A 16,476-nucleotide genomic window follows, 5' to 3' on the forward strand; every position below is an offset into this window, starting at 1 on the left:
TGCAGGATTTACCGACGGAAATCCGCCCATACCGGACAGTGGTCCGAGGGCTTGGTCATCCTCCGGATACTGTAGGAAATACCGCCGTCTGTCACGCGCTCAGCGAGAGCCTGTGTTGCCAGGATCAGGTCAATACGCAGACCACGCTTGGGGTCACGCTCGAAACCGCGGCTGCGGTAGTCAAACCAGCTGAAGTCATCCGTGGTCTCAGGGTAAAGGCAACGGTACACATCATTCAGCCCCCAGCCCTTGAGCTGTTGCAGCCACTCCCGCTCTTCCGGCAGGAAGGAGCACTTGCCTTCGCGCAGCCAGCGTTTGCGGTTGTCCTCACCGATACCCACATCCAGATCAGTGCTGGATATGTTGAGATCCCCCATCACCATCAGGGGATGCTCGGGCGAATACTGCTCGCGCAGCAGCCTTTGCAGGTCCTGATAGAAGCGTTCCTTGGCCGGAAACTTGGTGGGATGATCCCGACTTTCGCCCTGCGGAAAGTAGCCGTTGATCACGGTCACTGTTTTATCGCCAGCAGGAATATCCGCGGTAATCAGCCGCCGCTGCGCCTCATCGTCGTCCCAGGGGTAGCCTCGCTGGACCCGTACCGGCTCGTTCCGGCTCATCAGCGCCACACCGTAATGGCCCTTCTGGCCGAACCAGTTCACGTAATAGCCCAGCTTTTCCACCTCTGCCGCGGGAAACTGGTTATCCGCCACCTTGGTTTCCTGAAGCCCGATTACATCAGGCTGGTAATCATTGACGAGCTGCTCGAGCTGATGCATCCGCGCTCGGATGCCGTTAACATTAAAGGTGACAAAGCGCATAAGTTCAGGATCTTTCTGCATGTGTGGTCGTCATCGGATGTAACGGCGAAACACCCTACCACAGCTTGAGAGGAGGTGCAGGTTTCAGTGGCAGCCGGGTGCACTGTCATGGTCATAGTGTATGTGAGCCCGAAAATTGTCCTCAGGAGTGCGCAGGATATTGGTGAGTCCGTGAAAATCTGTGAGCTGACGCTGTTCATTGAAGGCGAGGTGGATAGGGTCCACAAACCAGCTGGAGACCCAGCCTGCCACACTGATCCGGAAAACATGCTTGCCTTCAAGCGCCTCTTTTTCAGCGGGTTCGGCCTTGAAGGCGTAAAATTTGCCTCTCGTAGGTGCCAGGAACCCTATCTGCACTGTTTTACCGTCTGCCACCAGCGTTTGCCAGTTCTGCCGCACCATCACCTCGAATCCAGCGTCAATCACGCCATTATCCGGCGCCTGCACGCGGTAGCTGGTCTCCTCCCCGCTGCTTGAGCGGTACTGGATCCGGACATGCTCATCCTCGGGGTTGCTGACCTGCATCCGCTCCCCGAAGCGCTTGTCCTCAAGCGTGAAGCTGGGGCGTGCAGGGGCATCCCCGTAGTCGATGGTTTTGTCCGCAATAATGTCCCCCTCGGGGCTGCGGTAGGTCACCTCATGATTACTGGGTTCCCAGAATCCGTCACGGCACTCGCCGGTTTGCACGTGGTGCTCAGTGTAGACCGTTGCACCCGTTTCCAGTGATTCGGCTGTCCCCTCGAATCGAATTGTCTGCTCCGCAGAAGCGATCACTGCACCGCCTGCTAAAAGCAGTCCAATGGCAATGCAGTTACCAGCGTTGCTCAACAAAGGGGGCCTCCTCAATGGATTCCAGCCACTGACTGATGCGGACCAGTACGGGATAGACCAGCCCCCATCCCACACCGATTGCCACGATTCCCCAGAGGCCGTAACCGATCTCAATGGTACCGACACGCTCGGCTGCGCCATAGGCGAGTGCGCCGGCGAAAGGTGGCAAGCCAAACAGAACCAGCCGGTAGTGGCGCATCCAGTACAAGCAGTGGTTTACAGCAGTAGCGAATACCGCCCAGAGCATCACCAGCCAGACGGGAATCATGCCGCTGTCGAAAGCCCCTTCATAGCCCGGAAATCTGAGGATTCCGAGGTTCTGGTGGACTACATCGAGAACACTCCCGAGCACGGTCGCCATAAGAATGAACCGGAATTCGCGCTGCGCAAAGGTGCTGATGAACATCAGGTGCGTCGCGACGATTGCCACGGCCACAAGGGCCGCCAGCTGACTGGGGTAGAGCACGGCTACGAACCACCCGAGCTGGAACAAGATGAAGTTCGCAAGACTGCGCATTATCACGTGCTCCTATCAGTCAGGTTGCCACCGGCAACAATGCAGGGACGACGGTTGTCGGGCTTGCCCATCAGCAGCTGTATGTTGCCTATGCGCCGCTCGCTGAAGCCTGCCTGGCAATAGGCGAAGTAATACCGCCAAAGGCGGAGAAAGGCATCTGAATAGCCGAGGCTGCTGATAGCGTCCCGGTTGGCTTCGAAGCGCTCACGCCAGCAGTCCAGAGTGCGTGCGTAGTGCAGGCCAATGTCTTCGGCGTGACTGAAAACCAGATCCGAGTGGTCGCGGACCGCAGCGAGTATTGCGCCCAGTGATGGAATAAAACTGCCGGGGAATATATAGCGCTGGATGAAATCCACGTTCTTCAGGGCACGCTCGTAGCGCTGCTCCGGGAGCGTGATAGCCTGGATCAGAGCGAGACCATCCGGCTCGAGCAGCGCGCTGAGTTGCTCCATGTATTCGCCCAGAAACTGCGGGCCCACGGCCTCGATCATCTCGATGGAAACGAGCTTGTCGTAAGTGCCCTCGAGATTGCGGTAATCCTCGAAAAGGAGGGTGACACGATCCTCAAGCCCCTCGGCGGCGATCTGTTCGCGGGCCCATTCGTGTTGCTGAGCGGATATGGTCGTAGTGGTGACGTGGCAGCCATAGTGGCGTGCGGCGTGCAGGGCAAAGCCGCCCCAGCCGGTGCCGATCTCCACCACTTGGTCATTAGGGTGAAGGGCCAGCTTCTGGCAGATGCGATCCAGCTTGTAACGGGACGCTTCTTCGAGGGTACTCTCTGGCGACGGAAAAATGGCGGCCGAATACATCATCGTCGGATCGAGGAAGTGCGCAAACAAATCGTTGCCGAGATCGTAGTGCGCCTCGATGTTCTTGCGCGCGCCGGTACGTGTGTTGCGGTTGAGCCAGTGCAGTGACCGGCGCGCCGGGCGGGCGACCCAGGAGACCCTATCCTCGAAGCCGTTCATGCGGTCATTGTTGCGGGCGAAGAGGCGCAGCAGGCCAACCAGATCAGGCGAATCCCAATCGCCGGCGACATAAGCCTCGGCGGCACCGATGCTTCCCCCGGAGACCATATCGCGCCAGGCAGAGGGGTCGTGCACGGTCAGCTGCACCGGATAGTGAATGCCGTCGTCGCGTCCGAACCAGGTTTCTCGGTCGCCTTCGGTTACGCACAGCTGACCCTGTCCCAGGTTACGCAGTGTGGTCGCAACCATTGCGCGCGCCCAGTGATCGATGGGGGCGAGTGAAGAGCGGATGTTTGAGGTTTTCAGATTTTCCATGATGTAACCGTTCCGAACTGATTCGATGGTGCGTTGTCCGAGCCTGACAGCCCAGGTTCAAGATTGCTGGCGGATGCTCCTTGCCACTGTGGGTGATCGTGGAAAACCGCGCCTTTGCGCCAGAGCCGGAAAGCGTTCAGGTGGATACCCAGGCTGGCTTTGATGGTTTCCATGGGGAAACGCCGCAACGCATGCTGCGCCACCTGCGTGGTAAGCTGCTGACGGTTCACCGCCAGGGTGGCGTCGAAAACCTTGCCCTCGCCGCCGCGCACGTTCATGTGTATTTGCAGACCGTTAGGATGAAACCCGAATAGCCAGTCGTAGTCCTGTTCCATGGGATTGAAGGGGGACACATGAAAATGCTTGGCGAAGCGGTATCGTAGCGAACGCCAGCCATTGGTCGTCTCCGTAATAGCGCCGCCCGTAAGCACATAGCTGTGCCGCTGCTTCCAGGGCGTATTGGTGATCTGGGCCAGGATCGCTTCAGGAACCGGATTCGGATGTGAGTCCGCGTATTCGGAGTAGCAGAAATAGAAACTTACAGGGTTGAAGATCCACCCCCCGTAGCGCGGATGGGTTACCAGTTCAATAGGCCCGGCGGGCCGTTTGCCGGTGGCAATTTCCACATGCCGCCGCACTGCGCCTTCAAGCGACCCGTTGCCCGGCTGGAAGTAGTCTCTGCGCCGGAACCAGACCCGATTGAGTCGGCGGGTGGCGATACCAGAATGCAGGGCGGGGAGCTGATCCCATTCATCCAGCCGGATGGCGTACATCCCGAGCGGGTAATCAAACGCATGCCTCACTGGCGTCATGCGTCGGTGGCGGATGCTGCCTTCCAGAAACTGGCTCTTGAGGGCCTCACCAGTCATCACAGCGTTTCTCCCAGTGCCTCACACACACGAAGGGCGCTTTGCACCCCATCCTCGTGGAAGCCGTTAAACCAATAGGCACCACAGTAATGGGTACGATGCTGGCCTCCGATACGTTCATACTGGTTCTGGGCATCGACGCCTTCCAGTGTGAAGCGCGGATGTGAGTAGCTGAACCGCTTGATGATGCGCGCAGGATCAATGTCGTGCGCACGGTTCAGTGTCACACAGAAGGTTTCAGGCGCATCGCGGAAATTCTGCAGGATGTTCATGTTGTAGGTGACAGAAACCGCCTCATCCGGGGACGCCGGCAGGTGATAGTTCCAGGCTGCCCAGGCGCGACGGTTGTTTGGCAGTACGCCGGTGTCGGTGTGCAGAATCACATCGTTTGACTGATAGGGCAGGGCACCGAGGATGTGGCGTTCATCGTCCGTGGCCCGCGCCAGCATGGCCAGCGCCTGATCCGCGTGAGTGGCGATGATGACCTGATCAAAGTGCTCATTGCCACGCCGGGAGGTCAGGGTGACGCCTTCGTTATCCCGTGTGATGGCGTTGACCGGCGTCTGGGTGTACACGCGCTCACCCAGCGGCTTGACCAGCCCGGGAATATAGGCCTCGGAGCCGCCCTGGATGACCCGCCAGGTGGGACGATCCGCGACTGACAGCATGCCGTGGTTGTTGAAAAAACGCAGGAAAAATCGTAATGGGAACCGATCCATATCGCTCTCTGAGGCTGACCAGATCGCGGCGCCCATTGGAATGATGTAATGCTGGCGGAAATACTGCGAAAAGCGGTGACGTTCCAGGTAGTGACCAAGTGTTTCATCCGCACTGATCCGGTCATCGACAAGGTCATCCCGGGTGAGGCGGTTGAACCTCAGAATCTCACGGACCATGTTCAGAAAGCGAGCGTTAATGAGGTTGCTGCGCTGGGCAAAGAGAGCGTTCAGGCTGGTGCCGTTGTACTCAAGGCCGGTAGCGCCTCCGTGCACGCTGAAGCTCATGCTGGATGGCTCGGAGGCCACGCCAATGCGGTTCATGATCCGCATAAAATCCGGATAGGTCCAATCGTTGTAGACAATGAAGCCGGTGTTGACGGGCCAGTATTGGCCCGCGGCTTGCACGTGCTCAGTGTTGGTGTGACCTCCCAGCTCTTGCTTGGCCTCGTAAAGGTGAACTTCATGGCTGCGGCTTAAAAGCCAGCTGCACACAAGGCCCGAGATGCCACTGCCAATAACGGCGATACGCTGTGGGTTGCTCATGGTGGAGATCAGCTTGTCTCCTGGGCGTTGCGGGCCATGCTCGCGGCCATACGGTCACGCATGGATCGCGGCAGGCAGGTCATCAGTTTCAGCATGAGCGTGAAACGCTTGGGAAAGTGGATATCGGGTTTGTGCCTGGTGAGATCGCGCACCATGATGCGAGCAGCATCCTCCGCTTCCATCAAAAACGGCATCGAAAAATCGTTCTGGTCTGTAAGCGGAGTACGGACAAAACCAGGGGAAACGAGCGAAACATCAATCCCTTCACTCGTCAGGTCCGCACGCAGGGATTCAGTGAGGTAGGCGAGGCCGGCTTTGGAGGCACCGTAGGCTTCTGCGCGAGTGAAAGGAAACCACCAGGCGGATGAACCGACAACGGCAAGCAATGGTTTACGCTCATGCCTTGGACTGGTTCGCAGAACAGGCAGTACCGCCCCTATGGCACGGGCTGTTCCCACGACGTTGGTATTAACCACCCGTGAGACCAGTTCGGCATCAAAATCCGGAAGATCCATGTATTCACAGGTGCCCGCATTCAGTATTGCCCAGTCGATGGGCGCCATGGAACTCAGCTGTTCGCTGAAATATCGACAATCATCAATGCTGGTCACGTCGCCTGGCAACGGGATGACTGAGGGGCCATATTCGGCCGCGATCTCATCCAGTTTCTGGCGGCTGCGGCCAGTGGCAATAACCCTGTGCCCCTGCTTCACGAGCTCCGCCAGCACGGCAAGACCAATGCCGGAAGTCGCTCCAGTGAGCCAGACAGTGAGGCTGTTTATACCGTACTCATTGCTCATGCTGCTCTGCTCCTGATCCATTGAATGATCCGCCCAATCAATGGAATGTTCTCGTAGAGAAGTTTGCCCGCGTCGTAGTAATCGCGGTGAAAAATGATCAAGTCGTCCTGCCCCTGCAAAAGGCTTACGCCTTCAACGAAAAACGCTTTGCCGCCAGCCAATCTCGGGTGCTCAAGCGTCATGCTCCATGGCAACAAAACACTGTGGGCGTTCTTAGCAGACTCGCCGAAGTCGAACTCACACCGAGTGACGTTGGTGTAAGCAGAGCGCAGATAACTGGCAAGTGCCTCTGTGCCCCGGCGCTCGGTCAGCGGATCCCGAAACAGAACCCGATCGTGGTAACACTCGTCCATCAACTTATCGATGTCAGGTGGCGTATCGTTAAACAGTGTCTGGAAGCGGCTAACCTGCTTACTGCTTAGCATCATAGCTATGCCTCTGACGATCCCTCTCAAGTGTCTCTTCATAGACGGCTTTAGGAATCGGTTTTAAGTTATGGATGATTCCCACTTTTTCGAGCAACCAAAGCATGTAGAAGGTGATATCGATCTCCCACCAGCGAAAGCCCTGACGTGCGGAAGTGGGCCACCGATGGTGATTGTTATGCCAGCCTTCGCCCAGGGTGAGCAGAGCCAGAAAGAAGTTGTTCCGGCTGTCGTCTGCTGTTTGGAAACGGCGGCGCCCCCAGACGTGGGCCAGTGAGTTGATGGAGACGGTGCCGTGGAAGACCGCAACCGTGGAAATAAAGAACCCCCAGACGGTCAGCTGTGGACCACTGGTACCCAGCCATGGAGCCCAGGTGGCGAGCGCCTCACCCAACGCATAAATGCCGATCAGGCAGGCAAGGGGAACGATAGCGTCGAAACGGTTAAGAAATTTCAGCTCCGGATAGCGCGCCCAGTCGCCGACGCGCCGATAATCGGTCAGGAAGGCCGCGTCGCAGGTAAACCACCCCACATGTGACCACCAGAAGCCTTGCTGCTCCGGCGAATGAAGGTCTTGTTCGGTGTCGGAATGCTGATGATGGTGGCGGTGATGGGCCGCCCACCAGAGAGGCCCACGCTGTACGGCGCTGGAGCCAATCACGGCAAACACGAACTGCCAGAAGCGGTTGGTACTGAATGTCTTGTGAGCGAAATACCGGTGGTAGAAGCCGGTTATGGCAAACATCCGTAGTACGAAAAAGCCGATCGCGAACCAGAGCGCGATGGGGCTGAACCCTACCCAGATCACACCCAGGCAGCCGAGATGCAATGCAATAAACGGAATGATCCTGATCCAATTAAGGCGGGTACTGGTCCTGTCAATATGTTCGGCGCCGGCTTCGGAGTCGAACCAACGCAGGATGCTGTAAAAAAGGTTGCGTGCCTGTGCCATGATGCGATTGCCTGCTGAAATGGAGGTTACTCTGATTGTGTTGCTTTAAATCACGAAGTAAAAGGCTATACGCCGGACGCTGGTGGCCGGATCAGGGGATTCTGCCGTCAGCGCATTGATCGACGTGATTGTCGAAACCAATCAGCTCCGGAGAGGCTCGGGCAACCGATAGAAATGGACAATGGTGCTGTCGGCGAATTTCTGGAAGAAGGTGGACATATCCGTGATCCGTTCCAGGTGGCGTTTTCCGGTTATCGCATCCTTGGCAAGGACCTGGATGCCATCAAAGTAGTCACGGATGTGCGAGAACCGGGCATGCATGGTGCAGGAGACGATTTGCTCTAGCGGTGAACCCAGCGCCTCTGAAAGGTAGTAGCGGTGGGCCTCAATCGCCTCCGTGTCCAGTCCTTCCTGCGTATCCAGATGAATCAGGCGGATTCTGTCGACGACGCAGCGTGAGCAGCTGGCTTGGTTGGCGCGGGCCTTGCGACGGAAAGCCTCCCAGAAAAACGTATCCGTGACCTCCGCAAAGTTGCGGATATCTCCCAGGCAGTCATCCACCCAGTCCAGTATGTCCTGATCTTCCAGAACTTCGTTGATGGCCTGGCGCAGCAGCCAATCGAAGCCCAGGGCGGTTTTATGGGCATAGACCTTGCGATACATTTGATAACGGGAATAGACGAAGTCTTCCATCGCCCCGAGGCCTTTCTGGGTTACTGCCAGTCCGAGCCAGGGGGAGTCCAGACTCCACCCGAAACGCAGGTTGTTCAGCAGGTGATCCAGATTGAAACCACCAATGGTTACTGAGGAGTGGAAGCCGTCACGCAGCATGTAGTCCGCACGGTCGGCATCAATCTCGCCAGAGACGACCGACGACAGCAGATCCATCACCAACCGGGGAATGGCCGCGTCCTCAAGTGCTCCGGCTTGCGCATCCGGGCCGGCAATGAAGGCCCAGAACGTGCGCGCGTAATGCTGGAAGCGCTCACCGGGCGAGGGTTCAGTGGTCTCCATGACCCCGAGCACATCCTGGATCTCGATGCCGAAGCGCCCTGGCAGGTCCATATCCGAGAGCACCTCCCAGGCGATGCGTACCGAGTAGTGCTCATGCTCCAGCACGCGTGGTTCTTCCGGGTAGAAAGCGCTGACGTCAATCTCTTGCCATAGCTGTGCGAAGCGCCCTGGGGCCTGCATCAGTCGCTGTATACGGTCGGCTTGATTGAATTGGTGCGAAAAGCTGGAGTGGCCGCTGTCGTGCAGCAAACAGGCCAGACGGATGACCTTGGCCATGTAGTCGATCGCGTCCAGCTGCTCAAAAGTCATTTCGGGGTGACGGCTGAGCTGGCGTTCTCTGAGGTAGGCGTCCATCATGGCGCGGAACATCCGGTCGCCCACGTGCATCACCCCAATGCTGTGTAGAAACCGCGAATGGGTGGCTCCTGGGAAAACCAGGCTCAGGATGTCGTTCTGGCAGATGTTGCGCAGGCGCTGGAAGAGGCGGTGATCGATGACCTCGACTTCATGGCGGTGGAGGCGGATGCCCCCGTGGACCGGATCCATAATGAGTTTGTCATAGGCTCCAAGAAGGTCGTCCAGGGCACTTCGCATAGGGCTTTCCGCTTGCCTAAGTTACATAACAAGGCCAGACTCTAGCACACCAATCACGCCCGCGTACTATCACCGCGGCGGGCCGGATATTTGCTGTCGCTGGGAGCGGTGTCCATGTCCACCCGCACGGAACAGATTCTGATCATTGACCCGGATGCTGGCAGCCGCAAAGAGCTGTGCCGCCATCTCCAGAACCGGGGCTATTACGTGACCGCCTGTGAGAGCCTCGCGGAGGGCCTGGTGAGCCTCGGCGATGCCCCCCCAGACGTGATTTTTGCGGATCTTCTGCCACAACCTATCGGAGAGCTGGCGCAACAAGCAGCCATTGGTGAAGTGGAAGTGCCTGTCATTGCGCTGATGACCGCTGAAACAGCTCGAGAGGTGGTTGCCGCTATGCGCGCCGGCGCCTCGGAGGTGGTGCTCAAACCACTGCAGGACAAAAGCTTTGTGGATGACGCGCTGGGCAAGCTTTTTGAGCGGGTGCGGGTAGCGCGGCTCAACGAGGTCTACCGTGAGGAGCTCGAGCGCAAGAACCTGAACCTGCGGGAAGGGATTTCTGAGCTGCGGGCAGACCAGAGCGCCGGGCGCAAAGTTCAGATGAAAATGCTCCCTGATCCGGATCAAGAGATGGCGGGAGTGTTTGTCACCCACCGGATCAAGCCATCGCTGTATCTCAGCGGTGATTTTCTGGACTACATGAAACTGGATGATCATCTCAGTCTAGTGTATATCGCGGATGTCTCCGGTCATGGCGCCAGCAGCGCGTTCGTTACTGTACTCCTGAAAAACCTCACCAATCGGCTTCAGCGCAATTTCCGGCGCGGCTCGAGCGAGGATATTCTGGATCCTGAGCGGTTCCTGCAGCGGGTCAATCACGAACTTCTGGAAACCGGGCTCGGCAAACACGTCACCCTTTTTGTGGCGCTGGTTGATAGCCGCCAGGGTGAGTTGCGCTATTCCGTTGGCGGCCACTTCCCCATGCCGATTCTGCTGGATGATCAGGGGGCCCGCTTTCTGGAAGGCAGCGGCCTGCCCGTGGGGCTCTTCAGCGAGCCGGATTGGAAACATTACAGCGAGCCGCTTAACCAGGGGTTCCGCCTGATTCTATTTTCTGACGGCATTCTTGAAGTGATCCATGCCCCAAGCCTGGATCAGAAGGAAAAACGGTTACTTGAACTCGTGCAATCTGGGCGTCACACTGTCGAAAGACTCAGTGAGTCGTTACAGATCGAGGCAATGGAAGAACTTCCCGATGACATTGCCATAGTGACGGTGACCGACGGGCGTGCTGCTGATGAGTGATTGCAAGATCCTGCAGGCTCAGGAGCGGGGTATATACGTACTCAAGTTCATCGGAGAAGTGCGTCTCAACCTCTGCTCGACGCTGGATCAGATCATTGAAGAGATGTTCAGCAACCCCGAGTTCCGGACGGTGGTCGTGGATCTCACTGAGACGGAGGTGATCGACAGCACCACGCTAGGGCTGCTGGCTAAGATCGCCATGGCGTCCGAAGAACGCAGTCACTTCCTGCCCACGCTTATTACCACCAACCCGGACGTCACCCGCATTATCCATTCCATGGGGTTCGATCGCATTTTTCTGATCGTGCGTGAGCCTGCGCGGGATCCCGAGGAGCTCGAAGAGATTCCGCTGATGCGCGCCAGCGAGCAGGAAGTGCGTGATAAGGTGTTGGATGCACACCGGACCCTGATGAGTATGAACCATCACAATCAGGAACAGTTCCAGAACCTGGTGCACGCTCTGGAATGCGAAGCCCCCTGAACCCATCTACAAGGACCGAATAAGCCCGTCTCATGGAGAACGCGATTCAGACCACTGTACTGGGTGGCGGTAGTTTCGGTACCACCGTGGCCCAAGTGTTGGCAGAGAACGGTCATCCTGTCCAGCTTTGGATGCGCAGTGCCGAGCAGGCAGAGGCCATCCGCCGCACCCGTATCAATCACCAGTATTTCCCCGATCTAGAGCTGCATTCACGGATTGAGCCAACAACTGACATGGGGGCAGCCATTGAACAGGCGGAACTGGTCTTTGTGGCGCTCCCAAGTAAGGTATTCCGCGAGGTAATCCGTGGGGCTGCCGACCATTTCAGTGAGCAGCAGATGGTTGTGAGTCTGACCAAGGGGATCGAGCGCGACGGCTTCCGGCTGATGAGCCAGGTCCTTACGGAGGAGCTGCCCGGCGTCAGTGTCGGGGTGCTCAGTGGGCCCAACCTGGCTGGTGAATTGGTGCAGCATGAGATTACGGCATCCGTGATTGCCTCTCAGGACCGGCATCTCAGGGAGCGGGTCCAGAAGGCGCTGGGGAACGCTTATTTGCGGATCTATGCCAACCTGGATGTGTACGGCGTTGAATTGGGCGGCGCCCTTAAAAACATCTATGCCGTAATCTCCGGGCTGGCAGACGCGCGTGGCATGGGTGAGAACACCAAATCCATGCTCATCACCCGCAGCTTAGCGGAGATGAGCCGGTTTGCCGTGAGCATGGGCGCCAATCCGATGACCTTTCTGGGCCTCGCCGGCGTCGGCGATCTGATGGTGACCTGCAGTTCCAGCTTGAGCCGCAACCATCGGGTTGGTTATGCCGTCGGCCGGGGTAGAACTCTGGAGGAGGCGGTCACGGAACTTGGTCAGGTCGCGGAGGGGGTGCGAACCCTCGAGCTGGTCCATGAGAAAGCGATCGAACTGGGCGTGTACATGCCACTGGTGCGCGGGCTTTACGGGATTCTCTATCGGGGTGCGTCCATTGAGGATGTAGTGAGTGCACTCATGAACGCTACCCAGAACAGCGATGTGGAATTCATTCTGCCACGCCAGGATGAGGGCTCAGTTATATGACAAGCCCAGCCTTACAAGGGTCTCAACGGTATCAAGCGCCTGCTCCAGTGCCGTATAAGGGGTATAGAAGTGCGGCGAAAACCGTACGCCGCCGCCGCGGTTGGCGCAGATAACCTGGTGCTCCGCCAGTCTCTGGCAGAGCTGGCGGCTGTCGCGCCCTGATGCCTGAACGGTGTGGATGCCCAGCCGTCGATGGGGGTCTCGTGGCGTGACCGGTGTAATGCCGGCAATCTGATTCAGCCCGGTAGCCAGGTGGCTGATACGCTGATCAATCCGTTCTCTGATCTGAGGCAACCCCACTTCCAGCAGAAGGCCAGTGCTGGCCTCAAGTGCATGCGCTGCAAGCAGGTTGGGGCTGCCACACTCAAAGCGCCGCGCGTCGGCCGCTGGTTCCCAGTCCTTGCGATCGTAGTTGCCGCGGTCCGCGACCATGTGCCAGCCGTATTCGTAGAGCGTCAGCGATTCCCGCCACTCCGGGGCCACGTAGAAAAATGCCAGACCCTCCGGGCCCAGCATCCACTTGTGGCCATCCGCCATGGCGAAGTGGGCGCCAATCGCCTGCACATCCACTGGCTCCGCGCCTGCGCTCTGAATGGCATCCAGACAGAACAGAATCCCATGGCTTTCACAGAGTGCCCCCAGGTGAGCTGCATCAAGACGAAGTCCGGAGCCATACTGAACCGAGCTGACCGACAGCAGCCGTGTTCTGTCACTGATCAGGTCCTCAATAGCGCCTTCCGGCGTAACCTCCTGGCGACCAACGTCCGCCACTCTTAGTTTGACGCCCCGTTTGGCCAACGATTCCCAAACAATCCGGTTGGAAGGGAATTCCTGGCTGGTAATGATGACTTCATCCCCTTCTTTCCAATCGAGGCCTGCGGCTACCATGGACAGCGCCTCGGACGTGTTCTTGCATAGTGCAATGTCCTGGGCGGACGGAGCGTTGATCAGTAAAGCCAGGTTGTGCCGAAGCTGATTCTCAACACTGAGCCATTGGGGGTAGCGCGTCGCCCCCAGTCGACTGTTCTCCTCCGAAAAGCGGATGACCGCGTCACTGGCTCGCTGGGGCCAGGGTGCCACGGCCGCATGGTTGAGGTAGGCAAGCCCTGTATCAATAGGGAATTCGTTGAGCAGCTGTGTGGCTGAAAAGCGCTCTGTCATCATTCTTCTCCGTCATATCCCGTCCCTTATTGAAGGGGCGCGCTCGCACCGCTAGTATCGGACCCTGTTTACACACCGATTGTGCCGGAGGGCTTAAAATGGGGGTACCCAATTCCCAAGAGGAACTGGCCGGGCAATTCGAACATGTCGCCCAGTACGATACAACCGGACAGGGACCACCAGTGGATGAGTGGGACCCTGCATTCACGGACGATCTGGAGCTGTTCATCAGTCGCAGTGGGCGGTGGTTCTTTCAGGGTAGGGCAGTTACGCGGTCCGCGATGCGTAGACTTTTTGCCTCTATAATGCGACGTGAGTCAGATGGTTATTATTATCTTTTGACACCGCATGAGAAGTATCGGATACAGGTAGAGGACGTGCCTTTCCTCGCACACAGCGTTGAACAGGAGGGAGAGGGCGACGCACGTGTGCTGTATTTGCAGACAGACGTCGAAGATCAGTTCCCGATTGGGGAATCCCATCCACTCATCGTTCGAACTGATCAAAGCAGTGGTGAGCCCCAGCCATACGTAATGGTTCGTCGTGGCCTCCAGGCACGGATCGAGCGCAGCGCGTTTTACCATCTGACTGAGTTGGCAGAAGAGAGAACCATCAATGGTGCCGTTCACTTGGGGGTTGTGAGCCAGGGCAGTTTTTTCTCGCTGGGCCGTATTAGTTGAACCGGTTTTCAAAGCCGCCGTTATTTTCTATCATAGAGCTTGGGTGCCTGTACTGAGCAGCACCCTTGCGTTCCGGATCGTCGTAAGTCCCTCTGTACAGGCCGCTGTTCAGCAACACTTTCGATCCACCGCATTATCTGATTACGACGTTTCTGTCCCACACGCAAGGAGTCAACATGACCGAATCCCGTGTCGTCACCATCCATTACACCCTCAAGAATGATGAGGGTGAGGTTCTGGATTCTTCCCGCGAGCGCGAACCGCTCAGCTATCTGGAGGGTGCCGAGAACATCATCAGTGGTTTGGAAGAAGCACTGACCGACAAGGGCCAGGGTGAGGAAACCCAGGTATCACTGGATCCGGAGAACGCTTATGGTGAAGTCCGCGAAGAGCTGGTTCAGCCTGTGCCGAGTTCCGCGTTTGAAGGCGTAGAGAAAGTCGAGCCCGGCATGCAGTTTCAGGCGGAGACCCCCGGCGGTCCGCAGATCGTGCGCGTGGTATCCGTTGAAGACGAGACCGTGACCATCGATGCAAACCATCCGCTCGCCGGCCAGCGTCTGCATTTTGACGTTGAAGTGATGGATACGCGTGAGCCGTCCGACGAAGAGAAAGAGCACGGCCACGTGCACTGACTTTTGTGTCATGCACTGAATCATCAGCGTTTTCAGCGCAACGGATATGAAAAAGGCGACCCTCGGGTCGCCTTTTTTGATGCACCCCTTACATATTGGGGTAGTTGGGGCCACCCCCGCCTTCCGGGACCACCCAGCGGATGTTCTGGGCCGGATCCTTGATGTCGCAGGTTTTGCAGTGGATGCAGTTCTGCGCGTTGATCTGGAACTTTTTACCACTGCCATCCTCGGCATCCACCACCTCGTACACGCCTACTGGGCAGTAGCGCTGCGCCGGTTCGTCGTAGGTAGGTAGGTTGTCGCGGATCGGCACCTCGGGATTTTTCAGCTGGAGGTGGCACGGCTGGTCTTCTTCATGGTTCGTGTTCGACATGAACGCCGAAGACAGCCGATCAAAGGTGAGGCTATTGTCGGGTTTGGGGTAATCAACCTTGCGGCACTCAGAGGCTGGCTTGAGCGCCGCGTGATCCGGCGTCGTATCATGGAAGGTGATCGGCAAGGGCCGGCGCAGGACATTCTGTTCCAGGAAGGCGATGCCACCACCGATAACGGTGCCGAATTTGTGCATGGCCGGGCTGAAATTGCGCTCGTTGAACAGCTCTCTGTAGAGCCAGCTGTTGCCGAATTTTTCACCAAAGCTGGTCAGGTCATCGCCACCCTCGGTGCCTTTCTGTATTGCCTCGAACACCGCTTCAGCGCCCAGCATGCCCGACTTCATGGCAGTGTGTGAGCCCTTGATCTTGGACGAGTTAAGAGTGCCTGCGTCACACCCCAGAAGTAGCCCTCCGGGGAAGCTCATCTTGGGCAGACTGTTGAAGCCTCCCTTGGTGATGGCGCGGGCGCCAAAGGAGACGCGTTTGCCGCCTTCAAGGTGCTGCTTGATGGCTGGATGAGTCTTCATCCGCTGAAATTCCTCGAACGGCGACACGTAGGGGTTCGAGTAGGACAAGTCTGTGATCAGCCCGACATAGACCTGGCCGTTTTCCAGATGGTAAAGGAAACCGCCGCCGGTAGAGCCGGTTTCGGACAGCGGCCAGCCTGCGGTGTGCACAACCAGGCCGGGCTCGTGCTTCGCCGGATCAATGTCCCACAGCTCTTTGATGCCGAGGCCGTAATGCTGCGGATCTTTGCCCTCATCAAGGTTGAACTGTTCCAGCAGTTCCTTGCCCAGGTGCCCCCGACAGCCTTCGCTGAACAGGGTGTATTTCGCCCGCAGCTCCATGGACGGCATGTAGCCATCCTTGTGGTTGCCTTCGTTGTCGACACCGAATTCGCCGGTCACTATGCCCTTGACAACACCATCCTCGTAGAGGATTTCTGAAGCTGGGAAACCGGGGTAGATTTCCACGCCCAGCTGCTCGGCCTGTTCGCCCAGCCAGCGACAGAGATTCGCAAGACTGATGATGTAGTTGCCGTGGTTGTGCATGTTCTTGGGCACCAGGGCATTAGGTGCCTTGCGCGTGGTGTCAGGGCCACGCAGGAAGTGAATCTCATCTCGCGTGACCGGCGTGTTCAGTGGCGCATCGCGCTCTTTCCAGTCCGGAAAGAGTTCATTCAGGCTGGTCGGTTCGAAAACCGTCCCCGCGATAATATGGGCACCGACCTCGGAACCCTTTTCGACAACGCAGACGGTCAACTCCTGTTCCGCCTCGTTCGCTAGTTGCTGGATGCGGCAGGCAGCCGAAAGCCCGGCCGGCCCGGCTCCCACAATCAGGACGTCAAACTCCATCGATTCGCGTTCCACGACAGTCTCCTCAGGGTTTCCAATGGGCAATCTAT

General features: G+C 57.7%; 17 protein-coding genes. 5 read left to right on the forward strand and 12 right to left on the reverse strand.

From position 1 onward, the window contains the following. Window positions 1–8: 8 nt before the first annotated feature. The 10 genes from xthA to AAF659_RS04730 form a co-directional block, all read right to left on the reverse strand. The gene (gene xthA, locus AAF659_RS04685; protein WP_349750752.1) at window positions 9–821 is read right to left on the reverse strand and encodes an exodeoxyribonuclease III; all 813 of its coding nucleotides are present in this window, start codon (window positions 819–821) and stop codon (window positions 9–11) included. Window positions 822–905: 84 nt separating this feature from the next. Continuing rightward, window positions 906–1,649, reverse strand: a complete 744-nt coding sequence (locus AAF659_RS04690; protein ID WP_349750521.1) for a hypothetical protein — start codon at window positions 1,647–1,649, stop codon at window positions 906–908. After that, window positions 1,633–2,169 (reverse strand): DUF2878 domain-containing protein, encoded by a 537-nt coding sequence (locus AAF659_RS04695; protein ID WP_349750522.1) that lies wholly within the window; start codon window positions 2,167–2,169, stop codon window positions 1,633–1,635. Before AAF659_RS04695 ends, AAF659_RS04690 begins: the two co-directional genes overlap by 17 nt. A 2-nt stretch (window positions 2,170–2,171) precedes the next feature. Continuing rightward, window positions 2,172–3,452, reverse strand: a complete 1,281-nt coding sequence (locus tag AAF659_RS04700) for a class I SAM-dependent methyltransferase (RefSeq protein ID WP_349750523.1) — start codon at window positions 3,450–3,452, stop codon at window positions 2,172–2,174. Beyond that, window positions 3,440–4,321: a DUF1365 domain-containing protein gene (locus AAF659_RS04705; RefSeq protein ID WP_349750524.1), complete on the reverse strand. Its 882-nt coding sequence runs from the start codon at window positions 4,319–4,321 to the stop codon at window positions 3,440–3,442. The genes AAF659_RS04700 and AAF659_RS04705 overlap by 13 nt, the downstream gene beginning before the upstream one ends. Further along, on the reverse strand, window positions 4,321–5,583 hold the full coding sequence (locus tag AAF659_RS04710) for an NAD(P)/FAD-dependent oxidoreductase (RefSeq protein ID WP_349750525.1): 1,263 nt from the start codon (window positions 5,581–5,583) through the stop codon (window positions 4,321–4,323). The genes AAF659_RS04705 and AAF659_RS04710 overlap by 1 nt, the downstream gene beginning before the upstream one ends. Window positions 5,584–5,591: 8 nt before the next feature. Then, window positions 5,592–6,404, reverse strand: coding sequence for an SDR family NAD(P)-dependent oxidoreductase (locus tag AAF659_RS04715; protein WP_349750526.1), 813 nt, complete (start codon window positions 6,402–6,404; stop codon window positions 5,592–5,594). Next, window positions 6,380–6,811: a nuclear transport factor 2 family protein gene (locus tag AAF659_RS04720; protein WP_349750527.1), complete on the reverse strand. Its 432-nt coding sequence runs from the start codon at window positions 6,809–6,811 to the stop codon at window positions 6,380–6,382. Before AAF659_RS04720 ends, AAF659_RS04715 begins: the two co-directional genes overlap by 25 nt. Next, window positions 6,795–7,760 carry an acyl-CoA desaturase gene (locus tag AAF659_RS04725; protein WP_349750528.1) on the reverse strand — a complete coding sequence of 322 codons (966 nt, stop codon included), beginning with the start codon at window positions 7,758–7,760 and terminating at the stop codon, window positions 6,795–6,797. Before AAF659_RS04725 ends, AAF659_RS04720 begins: the two co-directional genes overlap by 17 nt. Window positions 7,761–7,901: 141 nt before the next feature. Then, window positions 7,902–9,368 (reverse strand): HD domain-containing protein, encoded by a 1,467-nt coding sequence (locus AAF659_RS04730; RefSeq protein ID WP_349750529.1) that lies wholly within the window; start codon window positions 9,366–9,368, stop codon window positions 7,902–7,904. A gap of 114 nt (window positions 9,369–9,482) precedes the next feature. Here AAF659_RS04730 and AAF659_RS04735 point away from each other — a divergent pair, with 114 nt between their 5' ends. The 3 genes from AAF659_RS04735 to AAF659_RS04745 are packed head-to-tail and all read left to right on the forward strand — an operon-like array spanning window position 9,483 to window position 12,224. Then, window positions 9,483–10,670, forward strand: a complete 1,188-nt coding sequence (locus AAF659_RS04735; protein WP_349750530.1) for a PP2C family protein-serine/threonine phosphatase — start codon at window positions 9,483–9,485, stop codon at window positions 10,668–10,670. After that, on the forward strand, window positions 10,663–11,151 hold the full coding sequence (locus AAF659_RS04740; RefSeq protein ID WP_349750531.1) for an STAS domain-containing protein: 489 nt from the start codon (window positions 10,663–10,665) through the stop codon (window positions 11,149–11,151). Before AAF659_RS04735 ends, AAF659_RS04740 begins: the two co-directional genes overlap by 8 nt. 32 nt (window positions 11,152–11,183) lie before the next feature. Then, the gene (locus AAF659_RS04745; protein WP_349750532.1) at window positions 11,184–12,224 is read left to right on the forward strand and encodes an NAD(P)H-dependent glycerol-3-phosphate dehydrogenase; all 1,041 of its coding nucleotides are present in this window, start codon (window positions 11,184–11,186) and stop codon (window positions 12,222–12,224) included. Here the strand turns inward: AAF659_RS04745 and AAF659_RS04750 are convergent. Next, window positions 12,213–13,388 carry an aminotransferase class V-fold PLP-dependent enzyme gene (locus AAF659_RS04750; RefSeq protein ID WP_349750533.1) on the reverse strand — a complete coding sequence of 392 codons (1,176 nt, stop codon included), beginning with the start codon at window positions 13,386–13,388 and terminating at the stop codon, window positions 12,213–12,215. The two genes, AAF659_RS04745 and AAF659_RS04750, sit on opposite strands and share 12 nt — an antisense overlap. A 95-nt stretch (window positions 13,389–13,483) precedes the next feature. Here AAF659_RS04750 and AAF659_RS04755 point away from each other — a divergent pair, with 95 nt between their 5' ends. After that, on the forward strand, window positions 13,484–14,065 hold the full coding sequence (locus AAF659_RS04755; protein WP_349750534.1) for a DUF1285 domain-containing protein: 582 nt from the start codon (window positions 13,484–13,486) through the stop codon (window positions 14,063–14,065). Window positions 14,066–14,241: 176 nt separating this feature from the next. Next, window positions 14,242–14,697, forward strand: a complete 456-nt coding sequence (locus AAF659_RS04760) for an FKBP-type peptidyl-prolyl cis-trans isomerase (protein ID WP_349750535.1) — start codon at window positions 14,242–14,244, stop codon at window positions 14,695–14,697. A gap of 88 nt (window positions 14,698–14,785) precedes the next feature. Here AAF659_RS04760 and AAF659_RS04765 read toward each other — a convergent pair whose 3' ends face one another. Beyond that, window positions 14,786–16,441, reverse strand: a complete 1,656-nt coding sequence (locus tag AAF659_RS04765) for an electron transfer flavoprotein-ubiquinone oxidoreductase (protein ID WP_349750536.1) — start codon at window positions 16,439–16,441, stop codon at window positions 14,786–14,788. Between the last annotated feature and the right edge of the window lie 35 nt (window positions 16,442–16,476).

The sequence above is a fragment of the Salicola sp. Rm-C-2C1-2 genome, assembly GCF_040196175.1.
In the GTDB taxonomy this organism is placed as follows: Bacteria; Pseudomonadota; Gammaproteobacteria; order Pseudomonadales; family Oleiphilaceae; genus Halospina.

What these genes read in the sequence shown, in the direction of transcription:
- xthA (WP_349750752.1), bottom strand. Translation starts at nt 821, where the DNA reads ATGCGCTTTGTCACCTTTAATGTTAACGGCATCCGAGCGCGGATGCAT.
- AAF659_RS04695 (WP_349750522.1), bottom strand. Translation starts at nt 2,169, where the DNA reads ATGCGCAGTCTTGCGAACTTCATCTTGTTCCAGCTCGGGTGGTTCGTA.
- AAF659_RS04700 (WP_349750523.1), bottom strand. Translation starts at nt 3,452, where the DNA reads ATGGAAAATCTGAAAACCTCAAACATCCGCTCTTCACTCGCCCCCATC.
- AAF659_RS04705 (WP_349750524.1), bottom strand. Translation starts at nt 4,321, where the DNA reads ATGACTGGTGAGGCCCTCAAGAGCCAGTTTCTGGAAGGCAGCATCCGC.
- AAF659_RS04710 (WP_349750525.1), bottom strand. Translation starts at nt 5,583, where the DNA reads ATGAGCAACCCACAGCGTATCGCCGTTATTGGCAGTGGCATCTCGGGC.
- AAF659_RS04715 (WP_349750526.1), bottom strand. Translation starts at nt 6,404, where the DNA reads ATGGATCAGGAGCAGAGCAGCATGAGCAATGAGTACGGTATAAACAGC.
- AAF659_RS04720 (WP_349750527.1), bottom strand. Translation starts at nt 6,811, where the DNA reads ATGATGCTAAGCAGTAAGCAGGTTAGCCGCTTCCAGACACTGTTTAAC.
- AAF659_RS04725 (WP_349750528.1), bottom strand. Translation starts at nt 7,760, where the DNA reads ATGGCACAGGCACGCAACCTTTTTTACAGCATCCTGCGTTGGTTCGAC.
- AAF659_RS04730 (WP_349750529.1), bottom strand. Translation starts at nt 9,368, where the DNA reads ATGCGAAGTGCCCTGGACGACCTTCTTGGAGCCTATGACAAACTCATT.
- AAF659_RS04735 (WP_349750530.1), top strand. Translation starts at nt 9,483, where the DNA reads ATGTCCACCCGCACGGAACAGATTCTGATCATTGACCCGGATGCTGGC.
- AAF659_RS04740 (WP_349750531.1), top strand. Translation starts at nt 10,663, where the DNA reads ATGAGTGATTGCAAGATCCTGCAGGCTCAGGAGCGGGGTATATACGTA.
- AAF659_RS04745 (WP_349750532.1), top strand. Translation starts at nt 11,184, where the DNA reads ATGGAGAACGCGATTCAGACCACTGTACTGGGTGGCGGTAGTTTCGGT.
- AAF659_RS04750 (WP_349750533.1), bottom strand. Translation starts at nt 13,388, where the DNA reads ATGATGACAGAGCGCTTTTCAGCCACACAGCTGCTCAACGAATTCCCT.
- AAF659_RS04755 (WP_349750534.1), top strand. Translation starts at nt 13,484, where the DNA reads ATGGGGGTACCCAATTCCCAAGAGGAACTGGCCGGGCAATTCGAACAT.
- AAF659_RS04760 (WP_349750535.1), top strand. Translation starts at nt 14,242, where the DNA reads ATGACCGAATCCCGTGTCGTCACCATCCATTACACCCTCAAGAATGAT.